Source organism: Bacillus norwichensis (assembly GCF_014836955.1).
Lineage (GTDB): Bacteria > Bacillota > Bacilli > Bacillales > Bacillaceae_C > Siminovitchia > Siminovitchia norwichensis.
In genome coordinates, this window is sequence record NZ_JACSPV010000047.1 from 1 (window position 1) to 21,279 (window position 21,279).

The 21,279-nt window shown below is 37.8% G+C and carries 14 protein-coding genes and 1 pseudogene; all 15 read right to left on the minus strand.

Annotated elements, in window-relative coordinates:
• Nucleotides 1–79 precede the first annotated feature (79 nt).
• Nucleotides 80–886: pseudogene (locus H9631_RS18705) on the minus strand (DNA topoisomerase); the annotation flags it as partial.
• A gap of 196 nt (nt 887–1,082) precedes the next feature.
• The gene (locus H9631_RS18710) at nt 1,083–2,213 is read right to left on the minus strand and encodes a GIY-YIG nuclease family protein (RefSeq protein WP_144460471.1); all 1,131 of its coding nucleotides are present in this window, start codon (nt 2,211–2,213) and stop codon (nt 1,083–1,085) included.
• Nucleotides 2,200–4,122 carry a DEAD/DEAH box helicase gene (locus H9631_RS18715; RefSeq protein ID WP_144460363.1) on the minus strand — a complete coding sequence of 641 codons (1,923 nt, stop codon included), beginning with the start codon at nt 4,120–4,122 and terminating at the stop codon, nt 2,200–2,202. The genes H9631_RS18710 and H9631_RS18715 overlap by 14 nt, the downstream gene beginning before the upstream one ends.
• A gap of 8 nt (nt 4,123–4,130) precedes the next feature.
• Nucleotides 4,131–6,770: a class I SAM-dependent DNA methyltransferase gene (locus H9631_RS18720; protein ID WP_144460362.1), complete on the minus strand. Its 2,640-nt coding sequence runs from the start codon at nt 6,768–6,770 to the stop codon at nt 4,131–4,133.
• 121 nt (nt 6,771–6,891) lie between these two features.
• Entirely contained in the window at nt 6,892–7,257 is a 366-nt protein-coding gene (locus tag H9631_RS18725; protein ID WP_191815525.1) for a toprim domain-containing protein, read from the minus strand.
• Between the two features lie 264 nt (nt 7,258–7,521).
• Nucleotides 7,522–7,755 carry a hypothetical protein gene (locus H9631_RS18730; protein WP_191815527.1) on the minus strand — a complete coding sequence of 78 codons (234 nt, stop codon included), beginning with the start codon at nt 7,753–7,755 and terminating at the stop codon, nt 7,522–7,524.
• A 339-nt stretch (nt 7,756–8,094) separates the two neighbouring features.
• Nucleotides 8,095–8,673, minus strand: a complete 579-nt coding sequence (locus tag H9631_RS18735) for a YpjP family protein (RefSeq protein WP_191815529.1) — start codon at nt 8,671–8,673, stop codon at nt 8,095–8,097.
• Between the two features lie 244 nt (nt 8,674–8,917).
• Nucleotides 8,918–10,048, minus strand: coding sequence for a response regulator (locus H9631_RS18740; protein ID WP_191815531.1), 1,131 nt, complete (start codon nt 10,046–10,048; stop codon nt 8,918–8,920).
• Nucleotides 10,049–10,164: 116 nt separating this feature from the next.
• Nucleotides 10,165–10,848, minus strand: coding sequence for a class C sortase (locus H9631_RS18745; RefSeq protein WP_191815533.1), 684 nt, complete (start codon nt 10,846–10,848; stop codon nt 10,165–10,167).
• Nucleotides 10,835–11,662, minus strand: a complete 828-nt coding sequence (locus H9631_RS18750) for a class C sortase (protein WP_191815535.1) — start codon at nt 11,660–11,662, stop codon at nt 10,835–10,837. The genes H9631_RS18745 and H9631_RS18750 overlap by 14 nt, the downstream gene beginning before the upstream one ends.
• 84 nt (nt 11,663–11,746) lie before the next feature.
• Nucleotides 11,747–13,495: a SpaH/EbpB family LPXTG-anchored major pilin gene (locus tag H9631_RS18755; RefSeq protein WP_191815537.1), complete on the minus strand. Its 1,749-nt coding sequence runs from the start codon at nt 13,493–13,495 to the stop codon at nt 11,747–11,749.
• A gap of 32 nt (nt 13,496–13,527) precedes the next feature.
• Nucleotides 13,528–16,242: a SpaA isopeptide-forming pilin-related protein gene (locus H9631_RS18760; protein WP_191815538.1), complete on the minus strand. Its 2,715-nt coding sequence runs from the start codon at nt 16,240–16,242 to the stop codon at nt 13,528–13,530.
• A 980-nt stretch (nt 16,243–17,222) separates the two neighbouring features.
• On the minus strand, nt 17,223–18,500 hold the full coding sequence (gene aceA, locus H9631_RS18765; RefSeq protein WP_191815540.1) for an isocitrate lyase: 1,278 nt from the start codon (nt 18,498–18,500) through the stop codon (nt 17,223–17,225).
• A 125-nt stretch (nt 18,501–18,625) separates the two neighbouring features.
• Nucleotides 18,626–18,919 carry a hypothetical protein gene (locus H9631_RS18770; protein WP_191815542.1) on the minus strand — a complete coding sequence of 98 codons (294 nt, stop codon included), beginning with the start codon at nt 18,917–18,919 and terminating at the stop codon, nt 18,626–18,628.
• 132 nt (nt 18,920–19,051) lie between these two features.
• The gene (locus tag H9631_RS18775; RefSeq protein WP_191815544.1) at nt 19,052–21,235 is read right to left on the minus strand and encodes a malate synthase G; all 2,184 of its coding nucleotides are present in this window, start codon (nt 21,233–21,235) and stop codon (nt 19,052–19,054) included.
• Nucleotides 21,236–21,279 lie beyond the last annotated feature (44 nt).

Sequence of the window (21,279 nt, forward strand, 5' to 3'; positions counted from 1 at the left end):
GCACCTCCTTCAGTTGATACATTGATCATACTAAGAGGGGCTGCATAAAAATATGCGTTGTTTGATTGGGGGCTTACCCTTCATTTCGCTCCAAAATATTATGCTGTTTCATTAGTGCTTGGACTTCTTCTATTTTTTCACTTTTAATTTTTGCTTTTCCTTTATACATGCCATTTTTGGCGGTAAAGCTTCCTTCAATTTCATAGAAAGGTGTAGAAACAAATTGTTCTATTTCTTTTTGACGTTGATAAATAAGGTATACTGTGGGAGACTGTACCCGTCCAATCGAGAGACTGTCATTAAACCCCTTTTGTTGTAAGAGGAGGGTAAATAACCGGCTTCCGTTCATTCCAACAAGCCAATCACTTATTTGACGTGTCTTTGCTTCGTAATAAAGTAATAAGTCTTTTTTGTTATCTTGAAGATTATTGAATCCTTTCCTTATTTCATCAACCTCTAGTGAATTGATCCATAATCGTTTAATTTCCTTATTTTTTGCTCCAGTCATGTAGTAGGATGAATAAAAAATATTGGACCCCTCGCGGTCCGAATCACACCCGTTTACAATTGTTCTAATGCTAGAGTCATTGAATAGCTGTTTAATAAAGTTGAACTGCTCTCTCTTATCGTAAGACACCTTATACTCATAGTAGTTTGGCAGAATCGGTAAAGAGGACAAATTCCAAGTTGCCCACTCTTTTCGATATTCTTTTGGTTCTTTCAATTCTACTAAATGTCCAATTCCCCACGTGATAATTGCTCCAGTGGGAAACGTTTGACACGGATTTAATTCAATATGTGTTTTGTGACGTTTTTTTATAGAAAAAGCATCAGCATAGGCTTTGGCTTGCGAAGGTTTTTCGGCAAATATCGCTATATTGCTCATCTCGTTCCTTCCCTTCAAATTATTCTATCTTTGAAAAGAAGAAACATAATAAAACATGTTTCTTCTGTGTGTATCTATTAATATAAAATAAATTTTCATGCTTAATCTAATACCTCTTAATAATCTCCATCCAGAGGAACTGGTGAGGCATCATTATATGGTAATCTATAATGTTATCACCATAGTGTAAATTAACCTATAGATTTACCCTCATCACAACCTCATTAATAACTTCTTGTAATTTTTCTAACGATACTACAAACCACTCTTTGGGAACTAACATCTTCCCATTTGGTCCTTGTATCAATACATCTAAATTATAGTTTGCTAGCGCATGATGCATTGTTGTTTCAAATTTTCTGCCATTCATGTTGTATACTTGATATGTGGTAACAATTTCAACTGGAGCGTAAAGGTATGTTGATTCATTCTCAGCGTTACTAATCCTCTTTTCCACTGAATCTTTTGTAAAGCCAACTTTATATAAATCTTTTATAGAGGCTATTTGTGGATTAGTACTTAAAGATCTCAGCACGTAAATAAATCCTGTCGAAATATCATCTTCCCTAACGTGATCCAATAACGTATCTTCATTGTCAGTAACTCGTCTACCGTGTTTATAAAGTTCTGCAGCTAGTGAACGGAGTAACATATCTGATTCTGTTCCATTTTCAAAAATACAATGAAGCCTAGCATTTGTTTTACCCTTAATTTTTTTACGTTCTCCGACACTTTCCACAAAAAGGAGTACCCCTTTTAGGATATAAAAACTATTAGGGTGAATGTCTTGTTCATTTTTAAAAGGCACTATTTTTCTTTTACCTTCTGTAATTTCTTTTTGGCACTTCTTAAATAATAGCTCATACTCATCAAAATTCTTTATTTTCTTTCGTTTCGCAACATACTCAGGCATTGTGGTAACCTTAGGTAGCGTGCTTGTATCAAAAATAGAAGAAGCCAGATCATCTCCCAGTAATTCAGAAGAACCGCTATTTAAGATATCCTCTATTGAAGAAATTTTAGGTATCTTGGTTTCTCCTGGATTTTTATCAAATAAACCTATATCATCATACTGCTTCAAATATTCCATGCGTTCAGGGTTCTTTCGAATTCCAATTAACCTACTAGCTAGTCTTCTTTCAGCTAAGTCAGTTGGAACCTTTTCAGGTTCTCGGCCATTTTCTTTAACAAAATCTACTATCTCTAAAAACCTTTCTGCTTCAAGATCATATTGAACTTTAGGTGCGCTTTTGGACGGTGCTGTGATTTCGTCAAATAGAGAGCTTTCTATTATTTCATCAATTGAACGATACCTATTTGCCACTATCACGTTTCCTCCTTAACTCTTGCATATAAATTACTGCTTCACCCATACGTTTTTCAATAGGATCGGAAGATTTCGCATCGGGGCGTCTTCCTGTTGACTGATAAAACTCTTCGACTTTAGGCCAAATATAGACTAGCTCATCTTCATCAAATGAAATGCGCTTAGCGTCAATAGATTCTTGAATCAACTTTAGAACTGGCGAATTCAGTTCTTTAGATAAAACCTCAAAAGCTTTTTGGAATGGATTAATTGAATCAATAAGATTAATATGTAAATCTTCTATATTAATAAACTTATCTGCCATTCGTATAAACTCTCTACTTCCAACGACTTCCGATTTTGCACCTTTCATCACCGTATCTACGACAATATGTTGCCTTACTTCCTCAATTTCATCATCTGATAAATTAGGGTAAGTTTTTTGAATTACTTTTGGAATCAATACTTTATTTAAAACTTCTGGTTCAACATCACCTGTAAATGTTTTTTGAACTTGAGGATCTTGAAAGATTTTTGCTTTTAAATCAGTGATATCATTTTCAATAATCTTTCTGACATTCTCTGTTGACGGTTCTTTTAATCCCCTAACATACATTTCCCCTGCTGTGGATTGCTCAGTTTCACTTCTTCTCCGTTTAAATTTAAAGTCAGGTGTAAGTACTTGTTCCATTAATAGAGACGCAGAAATAGCTTTAAGCATTGTATTAACCGTGTATGTTACTTCTTCATCTTGTGCATCCGGCTGTGCAATAAGGTTAGTGAACTTAGCAGAGGTCTTATTGTAACTGTCACGGGTACAGCGTCCAATAATTTGTACAATCTCTGTAAGTGAGCCGCGATATCCAACTGTTAGAGTATGTTCACAGAACGGCCAATCGAATCCTTCTTTAGCCATTCCAAGAGCTATAATAATATCTAAGTCCTCTAATTTTGAAATATTTCTCAAATACTCGACAACCTTTTCTCTTTCAGCCTGGTCATCAACTAAATCAGCAATCTTCAATATTTTTCCGTCAGTATGCCGTTTAACATGGATGATTCCAGTTACATCATCCTGATAATCCACTTCACCAATGATATCGATAATCCTATTCACTTCATCGTATTTATCTTTTGTTGATTCACCAGAATTAACATTAGGAATATGAATGATTGTTTTCAGATTCGTATCTAAAACTTCGCCTATTGCTGAAGTGTACTTGCCTTGATAAAAATGATATCCTATTCCAAAACTCTTTAAATACTCATAGCCATCAAGTTGCTCATAATATGTGTATGTAACTTTTTCGAACTGTTCTTCTTCTTGTGGAGAAAGAATTGGAACAGAATCTCCCCTAAAATATGAACCGGTCATAGCTACAATATGTGCTGATGAATTACGAATAACATTACGAAGCACTTCACCTAAGCGTGAGTTTGTATCTGCCGAAACATGATGAAACTCATCAATTGCTAATAAGCAATTATCAAAAACTTTATCATCTAACTTTTCATATGCAAACCGTAAAGTCGAATGAGTACACACTAATATTTCATCATCAGATTCCATGAAACGAACAAAAGCATTTACCTTTGAACTGTCTCCACCTGCAGTTGTCAAATTATTTCTAGGATCAATTCTCCAGTCTGCAAAGAATCCATAACTTTTTAATTCTGTATTCTTAAAAGAGGAACCAATGGAACGTTCAGGAACAGCAACTATAACTTTCTTCAAACCTTGATTAATCAATTTATCTAAACCAATAAACATTAACGCTCTCGATTTCCCTGAAGCTGGTGGAGCTTTAACTAATAAGTACTGAGAGTTACGCTTTTCAAATGCCCTTGCTTGCATCTCACGCATACCATATTCATTTATCAACTTACTTTGGCCTGTTTGATTATATTTAATCTCTACCAAGTTCTCCATATTTCCACCTACTCTCCAGTCATTTCCTGATACATATTAAGAAGTAAACTTAAGCGTTCCTCATCATTTTCAAAACCTCTTTGTCGATAAGCCCGATCTACAATTCCATCTAATTCTTCATGTGCTTCCTTTAAATCCAATGGCATAGTTAAAGGATTATATAATTCTGCGAGTGTTCCTCCCATTTCTTCCCTAATATCAATTATTTTAAGAACTACTTCTATAATTCTATTTTTTCTAGTTGTTGATAATTCAGGAAGTGGGAATGTATTATAACACAGCCCAGCTGAGTAATTATATCGAGTTTCTAATCTACCACCTACTGCCTTAACCCATGTCATATGCATTCTAGACATCAAAATTCCAAGCAGATAAATATCGGCATCATAAATTGCGTAAACTCGATTTGATAAAACTGTATCTGCACCAACTAATCCCATGGGGATATAAAATCTATTTTCTGAAGAAACAGCCGGAATAACAATTGAATATTTGTTTGCCTCATGTGTATCTCTGAACTTCCATGGTGTTAATGCAAGTTTATTCGTTCCTTTATCCTTCGATTTTTCCCTGTGTTGTTTTGTAATTGAAATTCTTTTTTGAACTAAAGGAATAGATTTTATCTCTTCATATTTTTCCTTGTTAAGCCATAGACAATATCTTAAACCACCATTTATAAACTCATCCGAACCTATAAATTTTTTAAAATAAGGAACTAATTGAGGGTACTGATTGATTGCATCTGCATATTCAGTAATAGTAAAGAGTAACCCACCACCATCGTTGGGCATATTACCAAACCTAAGCCTTGGTAAATTCGAAATTGGTTTACTTTTAGTAGATACAAGTATATTTTCACCATCTGTTAGATAAGGGCTAATATTAGAAACTAGCTTTTTAGTGCCGTCAATAAACAAGTATTTATTTTTTTTAGAATTAATTGGACCAAAACCGATAATTACAACAGTTACTCCAGCATTTCCTATAGCATTATTCGACCACTTAAATGATGTGTAAGCAAAATTAATTTCGATATTAAATTTAAATAGCTGATTCCATAAAGTAAAAACTTGTTCTCCATGAGTAATTGAATTGGTAGAAACAAAAGCTACTTTTGCGTTTGTTGTTTGTGAATATTTTGCACCCAAGAAGAACCAAGCTGATATATAGTCCAGCATTTTTCCGTTTTTTACATTTTTAAATATGGTAAGCATATCAGCTTTATGTTCTTTGTTTTGTTTTTTAGACCCAAGATAAGGTGGATTACCAAAAACATAAACTTCCTCAGACTCTTGCACAGGGCAAACATCCAACCAATCAACTTTAATAGCATTTGCACAACGTATATCTCCAGCAGATTGTAGTGGAAGTGTTGCACGGACTTTATCACCAAATATTTCCTCTAATTCTATATTCATTTGATGCTCGGCAATCCAGAGCGATAACTTGGCTACATCATGTGCAAATTCATCAACTTCAATTCCATAAAATTGACCAAGTGTCACTGAAGGAAGGTACATTAAATTTTCCGTCAATTCTCTCTTTCGTAACAAAATCTTGATTTCTAAGCGTCTAAGTTCTTTGTAAGTTATAATTAGGAAATTTCCAGAGCCACATGCCGGATCAAAGAACTTTATTTTTCCAATTCTATCATATAAAATATCTAACTTTTCTACGCTATCGTACGCTTGTTCAAATGCCTTATTTAAATCATCTAAAAACAACGGTTTAATCACTTTCATTATGTTAGGGACACTTGTATAATGCATACCTAAATGACTACGACTTTCATCTGTGGCAATGGCTTGAATCATTGAGCCAAATATATCAGGATTTATTTTTGCCCAATTTAGCAATTCACCAGAATCAATTATAAGTTTTCTAGACTTTGCTGAAAATGTTAACTCTTTGTGTGGTTCAGAAAATAATTGTCCATTTACGTAAGGAAATTCTTGTAAATAGCTAGGCACATCCACTCTTTCTTTTGTATCTAAAACTACAAATAAATCTGTGAAGAATTTATTAAGATCTGATCCATCTGTTCTTGTTAATGTTTTTATTGCATTAGTAAAACTACCTCTTTTAAATATTCCTGTATCTTCCGCAAACAAACAGAATAATAAACGCATAAAGAAAATATCTATCCCATTTTTAGTATCTATGAGATTATTTTCTTTTTTTACAATATCGTATATTCTAGCAAAACGTCCCGCTGCTTTAATATCAGCGTGACTTTCTTTTTCGAAATCAACCTTTTCAATACCCTTCCACGCTAAAAAGAAACTAAAATGCTGAGGGAGTTGCTCAAACTTTATATCTAAAGCTTCTTGTGTTTTTGTGTCTTTCACTAGTATCCCATCAAAATCTGTAACTATGAGATAGCGTGGCTTGGCAGATAACTCAGCTACTTGCTGTTCTATATCCACAAAGCCATCAAAAATATTCCCCTTGCCCACTTCCTTAAACCATACCTTATTCTTTAAATGAACTTCTCCTGCTCTCTTTGCAAGATTGAGATTTCCATTTTTTAAACGGGTAATTGTTGCCCGGGGAGTATCATACACATCAAGCAAATCATATAAAAAATCCGAATGATCTTCCCTTTGTACTATTTCGACAATCCTATCCTCATAATCTATAATTGACATTTTACCCTTCCTCCATTGAATTACTATGCTGACTCTAGTAAATATATAAAAGCTCTAATTTTCATAGTTAATAATTTTTCCTAGGCAACTATTTATAATAATACCTGAACACATTATATTTTTACACATTTTTATAACTGCCCATAACTTCACGGTCACAATCCGTTGCAACAATAACACCTGATGATGATTGAAGCAGTTTTTTTACCAAGGCAAACTGCTTCCTTTTATCTTTAGCCACTTGAAATTTGAACTGCTCAGGAAAAATCGGCAGGGTTTGCATAGACCATCTTTTCCACTCTTCCTTATACTGTTCAGGCTCCACCAACTCAACTAAATGGCCCAGCCCCCATGTGATAAAAGCTCTTTTATTAAAAAAGCGGCTGTCTTCCACTTCTATATATCCATCTTTTTTAATCGCATTTCGAAATGCATCAGCATAAGCCCTTCCTTGACTGGGCTTTTCTGCTAAGATGACGATCGACATTTCACCATTCCCCTTTTTGATCTTAACGGTTTTCCTAAGGCTCTTTTACACATTATAGAACATTTGTTCTAAAATCTAAATGAAAAGGACTCCTGTTTATCATACAGGAGTCCTTGAATTTTGCATTATATATTTAATCTTCATCAGGATATGGATAAAATTCTTAAACCGAGATCAAGAAGATCAGTTGGGATTTAATAGAACGACGGTGAAATTCACCGTCCCCGTAGGAATGAAAGAATCCCTTTCTGGATCATCATAAAATCAGTAGTGATCGTCGCCGGGTTCCAGCCTTGTTTTCATATATTTTGCCAAATCAAGCCTTGTTTCCTGACTAATGGTATCTATATGTGATTCTGCAATTTCCTTTGTAACAAATTGCTCAATCCATCTTCGTATTAGTGCTGAAGAGTTTATCCTACTTTGCTTACAAGTAAAATAAAAGTCTTCCTTTAATTCTCTAGGTATTTTTATATTCATTTGATCATCCATTTTCATTTTGCCGTCAGCCCCCTCATTTGATACACTCCCATCTGCCTTCAAGTGAAAGCAATGGTTTCATCCGCTATTTTAATTTTCCACCAGCTGTCTTTTATCAGAAAAGGGATCAAAGCTTTATTTTTTCTTTCCACAAATGATGCAAGTACCTGAATAGTAATCGATTCTATGCTTCTGAAAAAATTTGCACTGAATCCACCATTTTATCTTCTTCATGTTCAACAGCCTCGTTTTCTCATTCTTATTTTGCGTTTTATATAATTTTTTTGGAAACCCCCGCAATCTAAAATACAAATCCTGCCGTTTGTGCAGGCTTCAAACATGGAGACTGACTATCTACTATGCCATCCATTTCGGAGGTGTGTTCTTAGACCAATAGATTTCCCCTATTTCATGATGCTTTTCAAAGTTATCTTTGCTTAAATGATAATGAAAATTAAACCAGTAGCCTTCCAAAGGACGTTTATCCCTCCGGACATGAAATCTAGCAACATCTTTTTCATTCCGTACATCATATACATGAAAGATTCTCTCCCCGTACCCACTGGAAGGCTGATCAGTGATTTGAAAATGGGCAGTTTCATGAGATCCTGCTTCAATCAGTAAAGAGCTCAACACTTCTTCCATTCCCGGCAAGATCCCTTCTATGAATTCATCTTCCACCTGTTTCAAAATTCTTGGACCCAGTTTCGCCATCGCCTGTTCTCTTGCCAGACTGGTGAGTAGCAGCGCTTGCTTTTCTTCTGATATACCAAAACGATCCGCAGCTTCTGCTTCAGAATCACCCAAGGTTTCAAATGACGTAAGAACTTCGCTCTCTTCTTTGACTCCTGCCTCTTGTTCAATGGAAGGTATATAAAATCCTAAGGTCAAAAGAGCAATAAGAAAGACGAACACTTTCCTGATCCAAAGCTTCATTTCTATATCTCCTGTCCTCTTACTGAAAATGATTTAATGCTGTTTATTACCGCAAGTCAATTCCTTAACCTCTTAGGAATCAGTTTAACTTTCTAAGACCTCCGCAGTTCTGTTCAGCCTTTCAATCTCGAGCAACAGGAGACTTGCTCTCCTGTCCATCATTTTTCTTACGTTATATTTTCCTAATTTTCCTTCTATCCGTTCAATATTATGTAGGATAAACATCTTGTTACCATGTATTGGATTAACTAATCACTGTTCGTTTCTCCCAATTTTGGTGCCATTTTTGAATATGTTCACTCGGTAGGGAACCAAATTCTTCTTGCAGCATATCTTTTAATTGTTTATATTCCCTTATCACTGAATCACGTTCTCCTACGGTGTCGTATAGCTGCATAAGCATAAAATATATGTCTTCTTCAAACGGGTGAACTTTCTGTGCACGTAAATAAAGCATGATGGCTTCAATGTAGTCTTCTTCAAAAATGAAAAAGTCCGCCAACCTTTTTACATAATCCAACCAAAGGAGCCTTAGCCTGTTCTGCTCCGTCTCAGTCCACCAAAAATCATCCTTCTCAAAATAATCCCCTTTGTATAGGTCAAGTGCCTGTTTAAAATCAAGAAAAGCTTCCTTAGTGACCAATGACATTTCTTTCATTTTAATTTCCCACTCATCCACATCCAGCAGCACTCCATTCAAATCTAATCTGTAGGCATTCTCTGAATTGACGATTTTAATGGGACAATGGATGGATTTCAAAGTCTTCCTGATTTGATAGATAGTAGAATACAGTTGAGATAATCCGTCTTTCGGATTAGATTCAGGCCAAAAATGTTCTAGCAACTCCACCTTGCGCACAAATCCTGCGCGATGGTGAAGCAAATAAGCAAATACTTCTCGTGCTTTAGTCGTTCTCCAATAGACATCTATTACTTCAGATTTTTTTTCGTCGATTTTAAAATGTAATTTATGAAAACAACAAACCATTATTCTACTAGAACAATCTTCACTTTTTTCACTTGTTCCCAAAAGCCTGTTAATCGTTTTAATTAAACGCTCTTTCATAATCGGTTTCAGTAGGTAGTCATCTGCACTCACTTCAAATGCATCAACAGCGTATTCACGATAAGCTGTAGTAAAAATAATTTTGACGTTTGGCAGTGACTGTTTCATTTCTTTTGCCAGATCTAGTCCATTAACCCCCGGCATCTCTATATCTAAGAAAACAGCATCGGGCTGCTCATTTTTTATTCCTTTCAACCCGATATATGGATCAGAATATTTTCCAATAACCTCTATTCCAGCGATTTCTCCCAGTCTCTTCCCTAAATGCTCAAGAGCCAATCGCTCATCATCGATAAGAACTACCCTCAAACAAATTCTCCCCCTCTTTATACCTGAATCATTTTTTTTATATAATTTTTACATACCCCAATTATATGAAAATTAAGCATTTTCTATCAAATTTAACTTGAATATAGAAAATAATTTTAACCATCTCGCTCACCATGAATTAACAACCTTTGATAATTATGACGATAGGGATGGCAGGTTAATAATGTAGCCAGATCCTTATCTTTCACAATTTCAAGCGAGTCCGTTTCATGCGGATAAATCACTTCTTGGTTGATGACACGATAGGTTAAGGTTTCATTCATCGTTAAAATGTAAAAGACGTCACCTTCGTTTAGCTCATCAATATTTCGAAACATGGCCTTAGTCCCCATCCCGCGGTGACCCGCCAATACGGTATGGGTATTTCCCCCCCCAAGTGGTAAGGAAGAGCCCTCTACCTGTCCAATTCCTTTGCTTAACACTTCTTCTGATGAGCCTAAATAAATAGGTATCATTAATTTCAGTTTCGGTATTTCAATGGCTCCGAAAATTTCATCCTCATCCAACCCCAAACAGTCATTAAAAGCTGTTAACTTTTCCTGATGATCTCCCCACGGATCACGAAAACCGTTCAAATCATAATAAATTTCCTTATTGCAGCTTTGGGCTTGTTCCATTAATTCGTTAATCTCGTCGTCCGATAAATTTTTTAATGCGCTTTGAAATTCCTCTACCTGGTTTTTTTGAAAAAAATTGTTCATGATTTGCGCTATATGCGGGTAAGCCATAATAAGGAGGCCTACAATAAATAATGACATAATCCCTTTATGCTTCATCATTAGCCCCCGCCTTCTTCTTCCTTCGATACCATAAATAGACAATAGAAAGGAGAATAAGAGTTGCCAACACATACACATATATAGGTAACCCTTTGTTTTCAACTGCTTGTTTTTCATCAGAGTGATATGGTACGCGTTTACCAGTAACGAGCAGTCGATGCGAATTGATCATATACGGATCGCACGTCAGTAGGGTGACTATATCCTCGTCTTCCTTCATTTGCAGCCAGTCCGTTTCGTGCGGAAGAACGACGTCAATCTTAAATACCTCATAGGCCATAGTTTGATCGAGGACTTGGACATAAAATTGGTCTCCATAGGTTAATGAATCCAAATGTCGAAACAACTTTGCTGACGGCAGCCCGCGATGGGCTGTCAAAACACTATGTGTTCCCGGCTTTCCTGTAGGCAATGAAGAGTTTTCTAGATGCCCTACGCCTTTGGATAATACTTCTTCACTCGTCCCATGATAGATGGGAAGTTTCATATCTATTTTTGGAATTTCAACACTGCCAATAGCAGGACCGATATTCAACGCATCATAGTAGCTTTGATTTCCTCGCCTGTTATCCGCTTCAGCATCTTCGGAAAAAGGATCAACAAAATCCAATTGCGAATCTTCTAATTCTTTATTGTGCAAATCCGCCTTTTCCTTCTCTTTCTTTATCCGATCCTTATCCAAGCTTTTGACCGTATCACTATAATCCTCTACGACAGATTGATGTACTTTGGTAGACAAAATATTACTTATCATAGGATAGAAAAAAATGCCCAATCCAACGATGAATATTGATATGACCAGTACTTTCTTCATTTTTTTCTCATCCTATCGTAAATAATTTTGATATTTTCCCATATTAAATGGGAGAGAAAATATCTCTCTCCCATTTATTAATGTTTAGCCTACTTGAGCTTCTGACTTTCTGCGGCGCAGATATAGTGTAAATGCTGTCATCATCAACGCAAGTCCGATAAGCGTAAACAAGATTGTACCAATCCCACCTGTTGTTGGAAGCTCCCAGCCAGACTTAGAGTTTTCAACCTCATAAGCCAAGTCTTTTTGGTTTTCGACTTTGACCTCCACAGGTTTTGTCAATAGACGATATGGTTTTACATTTCCTTTTTCGTCTGTGTAAGTCGGTGCTTTTGTTTCGTGTAAGTAGTAAGTGCCTGGTGTTAATCCGGTAATGTTAAACGTACCGTCTTTGTCAGTTTTTAAGTTTTCTAATTTACCATTAAACACGACACCATTTACTTTTACTACCTCACCTGCTTTAGCGGTATCAATAACATTTCCGTCTTTATCAGTTAATTTAAATTCTGCACCTTCTAATTTAATGGTGTTATCCTTGGAATCTACTTTGACTACCTTTAATCCACCTTCAGTTGGTGTAACAACTGGTGGGTTTGTTGGCTTCTCAGTTCCATACCCGCCTCTGTCATTGTCAAAATCAAGATTTGCTGTGTTCGGAATACCTGTTTCTTCTGGCTCCAACACTGCATCAGGTTTGATTTTTGCTGTGAAGGTGATTTTGATGTCTTGACCTGGCTCAAGTAGTGATAAGTCCTTTACATCCCAAATTAGCTTTTGACCGTCTTCTGTGAAGTTAATATTCTCCTTGGCTGTTCCTGTCACTTCCCACGAACCCGCATACTCTAAACGGTTATCTAGTGTATCCGTTAAACCAAGTGTTTTATATTTATCGATGTCTTTAGGAGTTTTGATGGTCAAGTTGTACTTGAACTCTTTATCGCGATCGATGTCTACTTGCTGTTCTCCTTCTGCATCTTTCTCAACTTCAGGCGTTTTGTAGTTGGTGACTACTCCGTTTTCAACGAAACCATCAATTTTTTTCCATACAACTTCAATTTCTTGGCCTTTGTCTCCCGTTTTCTTTACTTCGAACTCGATTTTTGTATTATTAAGCGCATAACCGGCAGGAACCTTTGTTTCTTGAAAATAGTACTCGCCAGCAGCCAATCCCGCTACTTTGATCTTTCCATCTGCACCTGTAGTTAATTCAGGAATTGCATTACCTTCATTGTCCACAGCTGGTGAACCATCGGCATTATAAAGCTTAAAAGAAACACCTGCTAGTGGTTTGCCATCTTCATCTTTTTTCACTAATTCCACGTCAGAGCGAATTGTTTCGTTCTTTGGATATGCATGAACATCATAGTTTAATGTTGCTCCGTCCTTACTTGTCATAGGAACGTCGACAGAGAAAGAATCTGGATTCAAAATAATATGGCTAGGTCCATTTGTTTCAGTAACTTCGTAGCGACCTAATTCCAATCCTTGGTCTTTTGTGAAAACAACTTGTCCGTTTGCTCCAGTTGTTCCTGTGATTGTCTTTCCATCGTTCACTTCAATCCACTGATCATTTTCCACATCATATTTGTGTGTTAATTTTAAAGTGAATTCAACACCTTCAACTGCAGTACCTTCAGCATTTTGTCCTGGCAGCCCTGTTCCTTCCTCCCCAGGTTTAGCACCAGGTTCTTGCTCAAACTTATGAATAGTCAATTGTGGGTTGTCCGAATCTCCTTTAATGTCGTAAGCCAAGGCAATACTCGGTATAAAAAGTGATACTAATAATGTAAAAGCCAACAGAATGTGTAGTGACTTTTTCTTAGCTACAGCCATTGGAACGTTCTCCTCTCACCTTTAAATTTTATTTAATCTTGTGTAGACTCTCTTGTTCTCTTTTTTCTCAATAAGAAAACAAGGGAAATAATCATTAAAATCGCGCCTAAAGCGTAAAACAGGGTTGTTCCCATTCCTCCGGTATCCGGTAATCCCCAACCGCTTTTAGAGTTTTCAACTTTCTTCTCAACGTTCAATTCATTTGCGGTAATTTTGACATCAATCGGCTTACTCAGCAGACGGTAACCTTCCGGTGCTTTCGTCTCAACAAGTTTGTATTCGCCCCAGTCAAGATTTTCAAAAATAACCTTCCCGGTTTCGTCCGTTGTTTGAGCAGCTCCTACGCTATCCCCGTTTTTATTACGCAATTCAAACTCTGCGCCGGCGAGTGGAGCACCCTTTTCATCTACCTTTATTACCGTTAATGAACCGAGTTTTTTCTTATATATATAGATGACTGTCTGTGGATCTTTTTTGAATTTTCCTGTTGCTGGTGCACCGTCTTCATCCACTTTTACAAACTCGTATCCTTGGATATCTTTTTGCTTTGTAGTGTATGTATCACCAACTTTTCCAGTGAACACTTCACTTTGTGCAATTTCGTCTCCGTTTTCATCTACATACTTTGCTGTAACATCCCCAGCGACTAAATCTTCTGTCTTTACATATCCGAACCAAACCGTTTGAAGCGGTTGTTCAGGCTTCAATGCAATGTCCGTAGGGTTCTCCCCAACAATTAGCGTGTAATCAGGAACATCATTCGCTGTTACAGAATACGTTTTATTGAAAAGCAAATCCTCACTGTTATTTTCCTGGTGAAACTCTTCATAAAACTGTTCCGCTTCTGCTGGACTAGATACAACATTTCCATTACTATCAACTGGTTCACCATTGGTGTTTACGCGGTAACCTATTTTGATAATTTTTCCTTTTTCGATTGCTCCTTCAGGAATTGGAAATGGCTTTGTTGACGGATTACCTTTTGGGTCCTTATAATCCAATGGTGTATCGCCGTTCATAGGATATGAGACATTCCCTTGCGGATTTTTATCCCAGTCAATCGTTACTTTATATTTGAGTGTGTAAACCTCGTTTTCTTTGATTGCACCCACATTCCATGTGAAGGTCTCAGTCGCATCATCCCATGTGACCGTTCCATGTGAGGCTTCAAAGTTTTGCCCATTGTAACTTTCATCCTTAACGAGATTAAACATCTCTCCCATCGGGTCCGTAACGACTGCATCAGTAGCCGCGTAATTCAAGCTCGCAGCTATTTCCTCAAAAATACGGCTGAGATCGTCTTGACCGCCTAAGTAATTGCCTTTATTCTGGCTATTCTCAAGCACATATCTCGCATCCACATTATTCCCTACCTCAAGACCCACTGAATAAATGCCGATTCCAGAATTCATAGCATGTCTTGCTTCAGAAATTGTTGCGATGCCGTTTGTTCTGACGTTATATCCGTTTACGGTATATCGTTGATTGCTGTTCAGATTATAATTATTACCAGGCCCAATTCGGTTATTGTAATTAAAATTGGAAAGGATAAAATTATACTTATTTCCAGGCCATGTATAGGCCTCAGCATTTCTAGCACTAAAACTATACGTTGGTTCCCCGTCACTTAACAGCACGATTGTTTTTAGGTCGGCATTACTGCCTGCAAGTAATGTTTGAGCTTGATGAAGCCCCGCTTGTATATTTGTTCCCCCGTTTGCTGGAATCATATTGATTCTATTTTTTAATTGCTGTTTATTACTGTATCCCGTAAAATCTTGATCCCTGCTTGACTCTGTACTAAAGGAAACTAACGCAATTCTAGTTGAAGATCCTTCGATTAATAATTGATCAACAAATTCATTTGCCGCAGCTTTCGCCTTGCTCAGTCGTTGACCAGTGCTCATACTTCCTGACTTATCAAATACAATGACAATATCAGAGCTTGTCTTTAGGTTTTTTCCTTGAATGGTTAGCTCAACTTCCCATTCAGCATACTTACCTGTCGGAGTACCATCTTTTGTTAGTTTGAGTGAGCCCGGATCTGGCCAATTTGGCCCGCTGCGAACCCCCTTCAAGGCATTTGGCCTTGACGTTGTTAGGAATGGCGGATGAGGCTGGCCATTTATTTCCTCTGAATCTACTTCTTCTGAATCTGACTCTTCATTTTCGGAAGAAGCTTCAAGATCTTTTTCTAATGGCGTTTCTTCTCCTGCTTTTTCTTTTTCCGCATCTGTTTCTTTTTCCTTCACACTTTCAGGCTCTTCTTTTTTACCTGCATTTTTACTCTCTTCAGGTGCTGGTTCTTTTTTTGGAACTGTTCGGCTCAATGCGTCAAATTTACCATCTGAGTATTCAGATATAGTTGCCAATTCATAAGCTGATTGATTCGGATCACTAATGCCTGCTTCTACCTCGAATTCATATGTTTCTTTTCCAGCAGGTGTTTGGATATCATAACCCTTATCTGTTTTTTCAATTTTGGCATTTTTCATTTCAGTGATTGTCCCATGTGACAAACCTGCACTAAGGTTTATCTTTGTACTGATTCCATCATTTTCTGTTCCAGAAGCATTGATCGTGACCAGCCATTTGATAGACTCTTGACTTTGATCAATGTTTTCAACTTTGATTCTTCCGTCACTATCTTCCTCAGATGTTTCGGCAAAAGTCGTTGAAATCGGAACTAGCAATTGCAGGACTAACAGGATACTAATCACTACCGAAAGTCTCCTAAATGTTGACATCTCATTTCCTCCTTTCTTGTTGGATTAGGCCTGTTTTTGCAACTTCATGTTGGACCCATTCGAAGTATAGCAAACGGTGATATGCACCTACTGTTCAAAAACTGGACATTAAATATACGGATTTGAGAAGCAAAAAAGCAGGGGAAAAACAATAAAGTTTTTCCCCTGCTTTTCTACTTTTGTCGACAAAATTCGTGTAGAATCCTGTATGATATTGTCTCTAGAACTTTGATAAAAAATCGTAATCTAAAAAAATTGTATCTACATCCGCTTGTAAAATCTGTTCCATTATTCCAGAACCAGTCTTCATTAGAGAAATACCAGATCCGCTGCAATCTTTTTTTATTGTGCTTTTCCAATCCTTTCCCTTCAAAATAATAGATCAAACTGTTATGAAACCATAAGTTTCTGTCATTACTGTGGTGGGAATGATTTAGCAAAATCCGTTCAATTGTTACCGTGATCGCCTAAGTCTAAAAACCCAAGGAATAGTGGCAAGGAATTTGGAGATGGGGCAGTTACTTTTCTTTGACATGTAATCGGGTAATGACCTTGCTCTTGAAGCATAAGACGCGCTAGGGGATGCAAATTCTACCACATTTTCCTTAGGGCACAATGTCAATAGTAAAACTGAAGTCGATAATATAATGGAACAAACGCAACTAGCCAGAGCACTGATTTCCCCTCGCAGCATTTTTTTGGGAGATAACTCTGATCATATTCAAGACTCGGATGGCCATTTGTAGGAAGTAGTTTGGAACCCCGCTTGGAATTCCAATTAAAACACCGCTTTAGCGCATTTGCGCCCAGATTTTATCGAGCTTGACTCGATAAACCGCTTCTGAAAATTTGTGGCATCCGCTGGGGTTTGAAACCCCACTGAATGGAATAGCAATACGCATTACAGAAGTCGGAAACTTATGCTGAATAAAGTTAAAAGCCCTATCAGGAGAGATTCTGATAGGACTTTTAATATTTTACTATGACTGAAACTGGGCTTCTTCTGTTGAACCTGTCAATGCTGTTGTAGAAGATGTTCCTCCGGAAATGACCATTGACACTTCATCGAAGTAACCAGTACCTACTTCACGTTGATGACGTGTAGCTGTATACCCTTCCTTCTCAGAAGCAAATTCTGCTTGTTGCAGTTTGGAATAAGCAGCCATTCCAGAATCTTTGTATCCGCTAGCCAATTCGAACATACTGTGATTGAGAGCATGGAAGCCTGCAAGGGTAACGAATTGGAATTTATATCCCATTTCGCCTAACGCTTGTTGGAAGCTGGCAATCTCTTCATCACTCAACTTACTTTTCCAGTTAAAGGAAGGTGAACAGTTATAGGCAAGCAGTTTCCCAGGAAATTTTTCATGGATAGCTTCTGCAAAGCGTCGGGCTTCTTCGATATCTGGTTCTGCCGTTTCGCACCAGATAAGGTCTGCATAAGGTGCATAGGCAAGCCCTCTTGCAATTGCCTGATCAAGTCCCGGCTTAGTATAATAGAACCCTTCTGGACTTCTTTCGCCTGTTAGAAATTCGCGGTCATATGGGTCAACGTCACTTGTAATCAGATTAGCTGCGTTCGCATCCGTTCTGGCAACGATAACAGTAGGCACATCCATAACATCTGTAGCAAGCCTTGCTGCAATTAAATGGCGCACAGCCGTTTGCGTAGGTTGAAGAACTTTACCGCCCAAGTGTCCGCATTTCTTCTCGGAAGCAAGTTGGTCTTCGAGATGGACTCCGCCAGCTCCAGCCTCAATCATGGCCTTTGTTAATTCAAATACATTGAGAGGGCCTCCAAATCCTGCCTCCATGTCTGCAACAATAGGAGCAAACCAATACGTATCTCCTTCTCCCTCTGCCTGTTGGATTTGATCTGCACGCTGAAGTGTCTGATTGATGCGCTTAACTACTTGTGGGACGCTGTTAGCTGGATATAAACTTTGATCTGGGTACATTTGTCCAGCAAGGTTCGCATCAGCCGCAACTTGCCAGCCGCTCAGATAAATGGCTTTAAGACCTGCCTTTACTTGTTGAAGTGCCTGATTACCAGTTAAAGCCCCCAACGCATTGATATAATCTTCTGTATTAATCAGATTCCAAAGCCTTTCAGCACCCATCCGTGCTAATGTTTGCTCAATGACAACTGATCCTCGCAGCTTCACTACATCCTCTGCGGAATATGGTCTTTTGATACCTTTCCATCGGTCTGCTTTCCAGCTTTCTTCAACTTGGCGGATTTGTGCTTCTCTTGTCATGATAAACCTCTCCTATCCTATGTTTTTATATTTAATTAACAGATTGAATCAATCTATGATTCTCACCTGTAATATATATGTTTCAACTATTTTGATAATGTTATATAACAGATATGACAAAAAAATTATTCAACGTCCTCGCAGCATTGAATGACTTCTTTATATGTTGGATGCTCCATTCCACATTTGTTGCAGATGTTTTCAATTTTCATTTTTTCTTCCTCCCGGATGACAACCACTTCTTTCGTTGCCAGCGGCTCAACATCAAACGAACCTTCAGTATTTCTTTTTAAAGTTAACAGTTCGTTCCCAAGAACAAAAGTTGTTCCACTCATTTCTTCAACAGTCTTTCCTTTAGTCATCTCTGCCAAGATCCACTCTTCAATATAATCTCTATCCGTTGTCTGTTTCGTTTGCATGTTCTCCACCTTCCTATGCTTTTTATTAGGTTGCCACTAATATATAACAGAAAATAATTTTAGTCAATTGTTATAATACAATATTTTTCAAAAATTTTCTTAATTTGTTTTTTCTGCTTCTTTCAGATATCACTAAGACTGCTTTATGGATAGTTTCTGTTTAAATTCCAGGCGGCGGCGATGAAGAATTGGTTCAGTATACCCACCAGGCTGTTCTCTTCCAATCAATACAAGATCGCAAGCAGCTTGAAAAGCAACGGACTCGTCAAAATTAGCCGACATTGGTGTATATTTCGGATCTCCGGCATTTTGCTCATCAACAACGGCTGCCATACGTTTCATCGTTTCCAAAACTTGCTCCTTGGTGCATATTCCATGATGAAGCCAGTTAGCCATATGCTGACTTGAAATCCTCAGTGTTGCGCGGTCTTCCATTAAACCAACATTATGGATATCTGGAACCTTTGAACAACCTATCCCCTGCTCAACCCACCTGACAACATACCCCAATATTCCTTGAGCATTGTTATCAAGTTCCTCTTGTATTTCTTCATTTGTAAAATGAGGGTTAGGTGCAAGCGGAATATCCAACATTTCATCCTTTACATCCTTAATTGCTTTAGACAGGTTATGTTGAATTTCCCAGACATTCTTCTGATGATAATGCAAAGCATGTAAGGTAGCAGCAGTTGGTGAAGGAACCCAAGCTGTATTAGCCCCCGCCTCTACATGTCCGATTTTTTGCTCTGTCATGGCCTTCATCTGATCAGGCATGGCCCACATTCCTTTACCGATTTGCGCTCGACCGGGAAGTCCTGTTTCAAGCCCTGAGAAAACATTCGACTGTTCATATGCCTTTAGCCATCCGGACCCTTTCATGTCATTTTTTCTAATCATCGCGCCGGCTTCCATAGATGTATGAATTTCATCGCCAGTGCGGTCAAGGAACCCTGTATTAATAAAAACAATCCGATTTCTGGCTTCTTTAATACAAGCCTTCAAATTTAATGACGTCCGGCGTTCTTCATCCATGACACCCATCTTCAGCGTATTTCGTTCCAATCCAAGCAAATCCTCAATACGATCAAATAGCTCATTGGCAAACGCCACTTCTGCAGAGCCATGCATTTTCGGCTTTACAATATAAACAGAGCCTTTTTCAGAATTTTTCCGAGCTGTGTTTCCTAGTAAATCATGTTTGGCAATCAAACTTGTCATCACTGCATCAACAATGCCTTCAGGGACTTCTTCCCCGGATTGATCTAAAATGGCTGGTGTTGTCATCAAATGACCTACATTACGTACTAGCTGGAGTGAACGGCCTCGCAGTGAAAATTCAGTACCATCCAATGACTTATAACTTCGATCCTCATTCATTTCTCTGATGATATTTTTACCATTTTTTTTAAATTCAGAGCTGATGGTTCCCTTCATCAATCCAAGCCAATTTCTATAAACAAGGACCTTATCTTCTGCATCAACTGCCGCGACCGAATCCTCACAATCCATAATGGTGGACAGGGCCGATTCGATAAGCAGGTCTTTGATTCCAGCAGAATCAGTCTGGCCAATTGGATCTTCCGAATCGATTTGTACTTCAACATGGAGACCATTATTTTTAAGTAAAATAGCACTCGGATGATTCTTGCTTCCCCGAAATCCGGCCAACTTCTGATGGTCCTGGAGCTTCGCATGTTTGCGATCTCTTAGTTTGATAATCAATTGACCGTCGGAAATGCTGTATTGAACAGAGTCATGGTGGGAACCTTGTTGTAATGGAGCAATCTGATCCAAAAAATCTCTCCCGTAATCAATGACTTTTTGACCACGAATGGGGTTATAGCTACTAGTCAGTTCGGCTCCATCCGTTTCATCAATCACATCCGTTCCATAAAGCGCGTCATATAAACTTCCCCATCTTGCGTTGGCGGCATTTATGGCATATCTTGCATTATTTACTGGAACAACAAGCTGCGGACCTGCTTGCACAGTAATTTCTTCATCTATATTTTTGGTGGTGATGGTAAACTCTTCAACCGGCTCTTCCAAATATCCGATTTCTTTAAGAAATAATTTATATTTTTTCAGATCAACTGATCCTCTGTTTTCCTGATGCCACTGATTAATTTTCAACTGCAAATTTTTTCGTGTTTGTAAAAGCTGTTTGTTCTTAGGCGCAAGGTCTTCAATGATACTACTAAAGCCCTTCCAAAAACTTTTACTATCGACCCTGCTATCAGGCAATGCCTCCTTTTCAATAAATTCGTGCAAAATGGACGCCACTTTCAGTCCATTCACATCCAGATAGTCCTCCATCTCTCTCTCCTCCTCTGTACTAAAGAAAAATCTCCCTTGTGTTA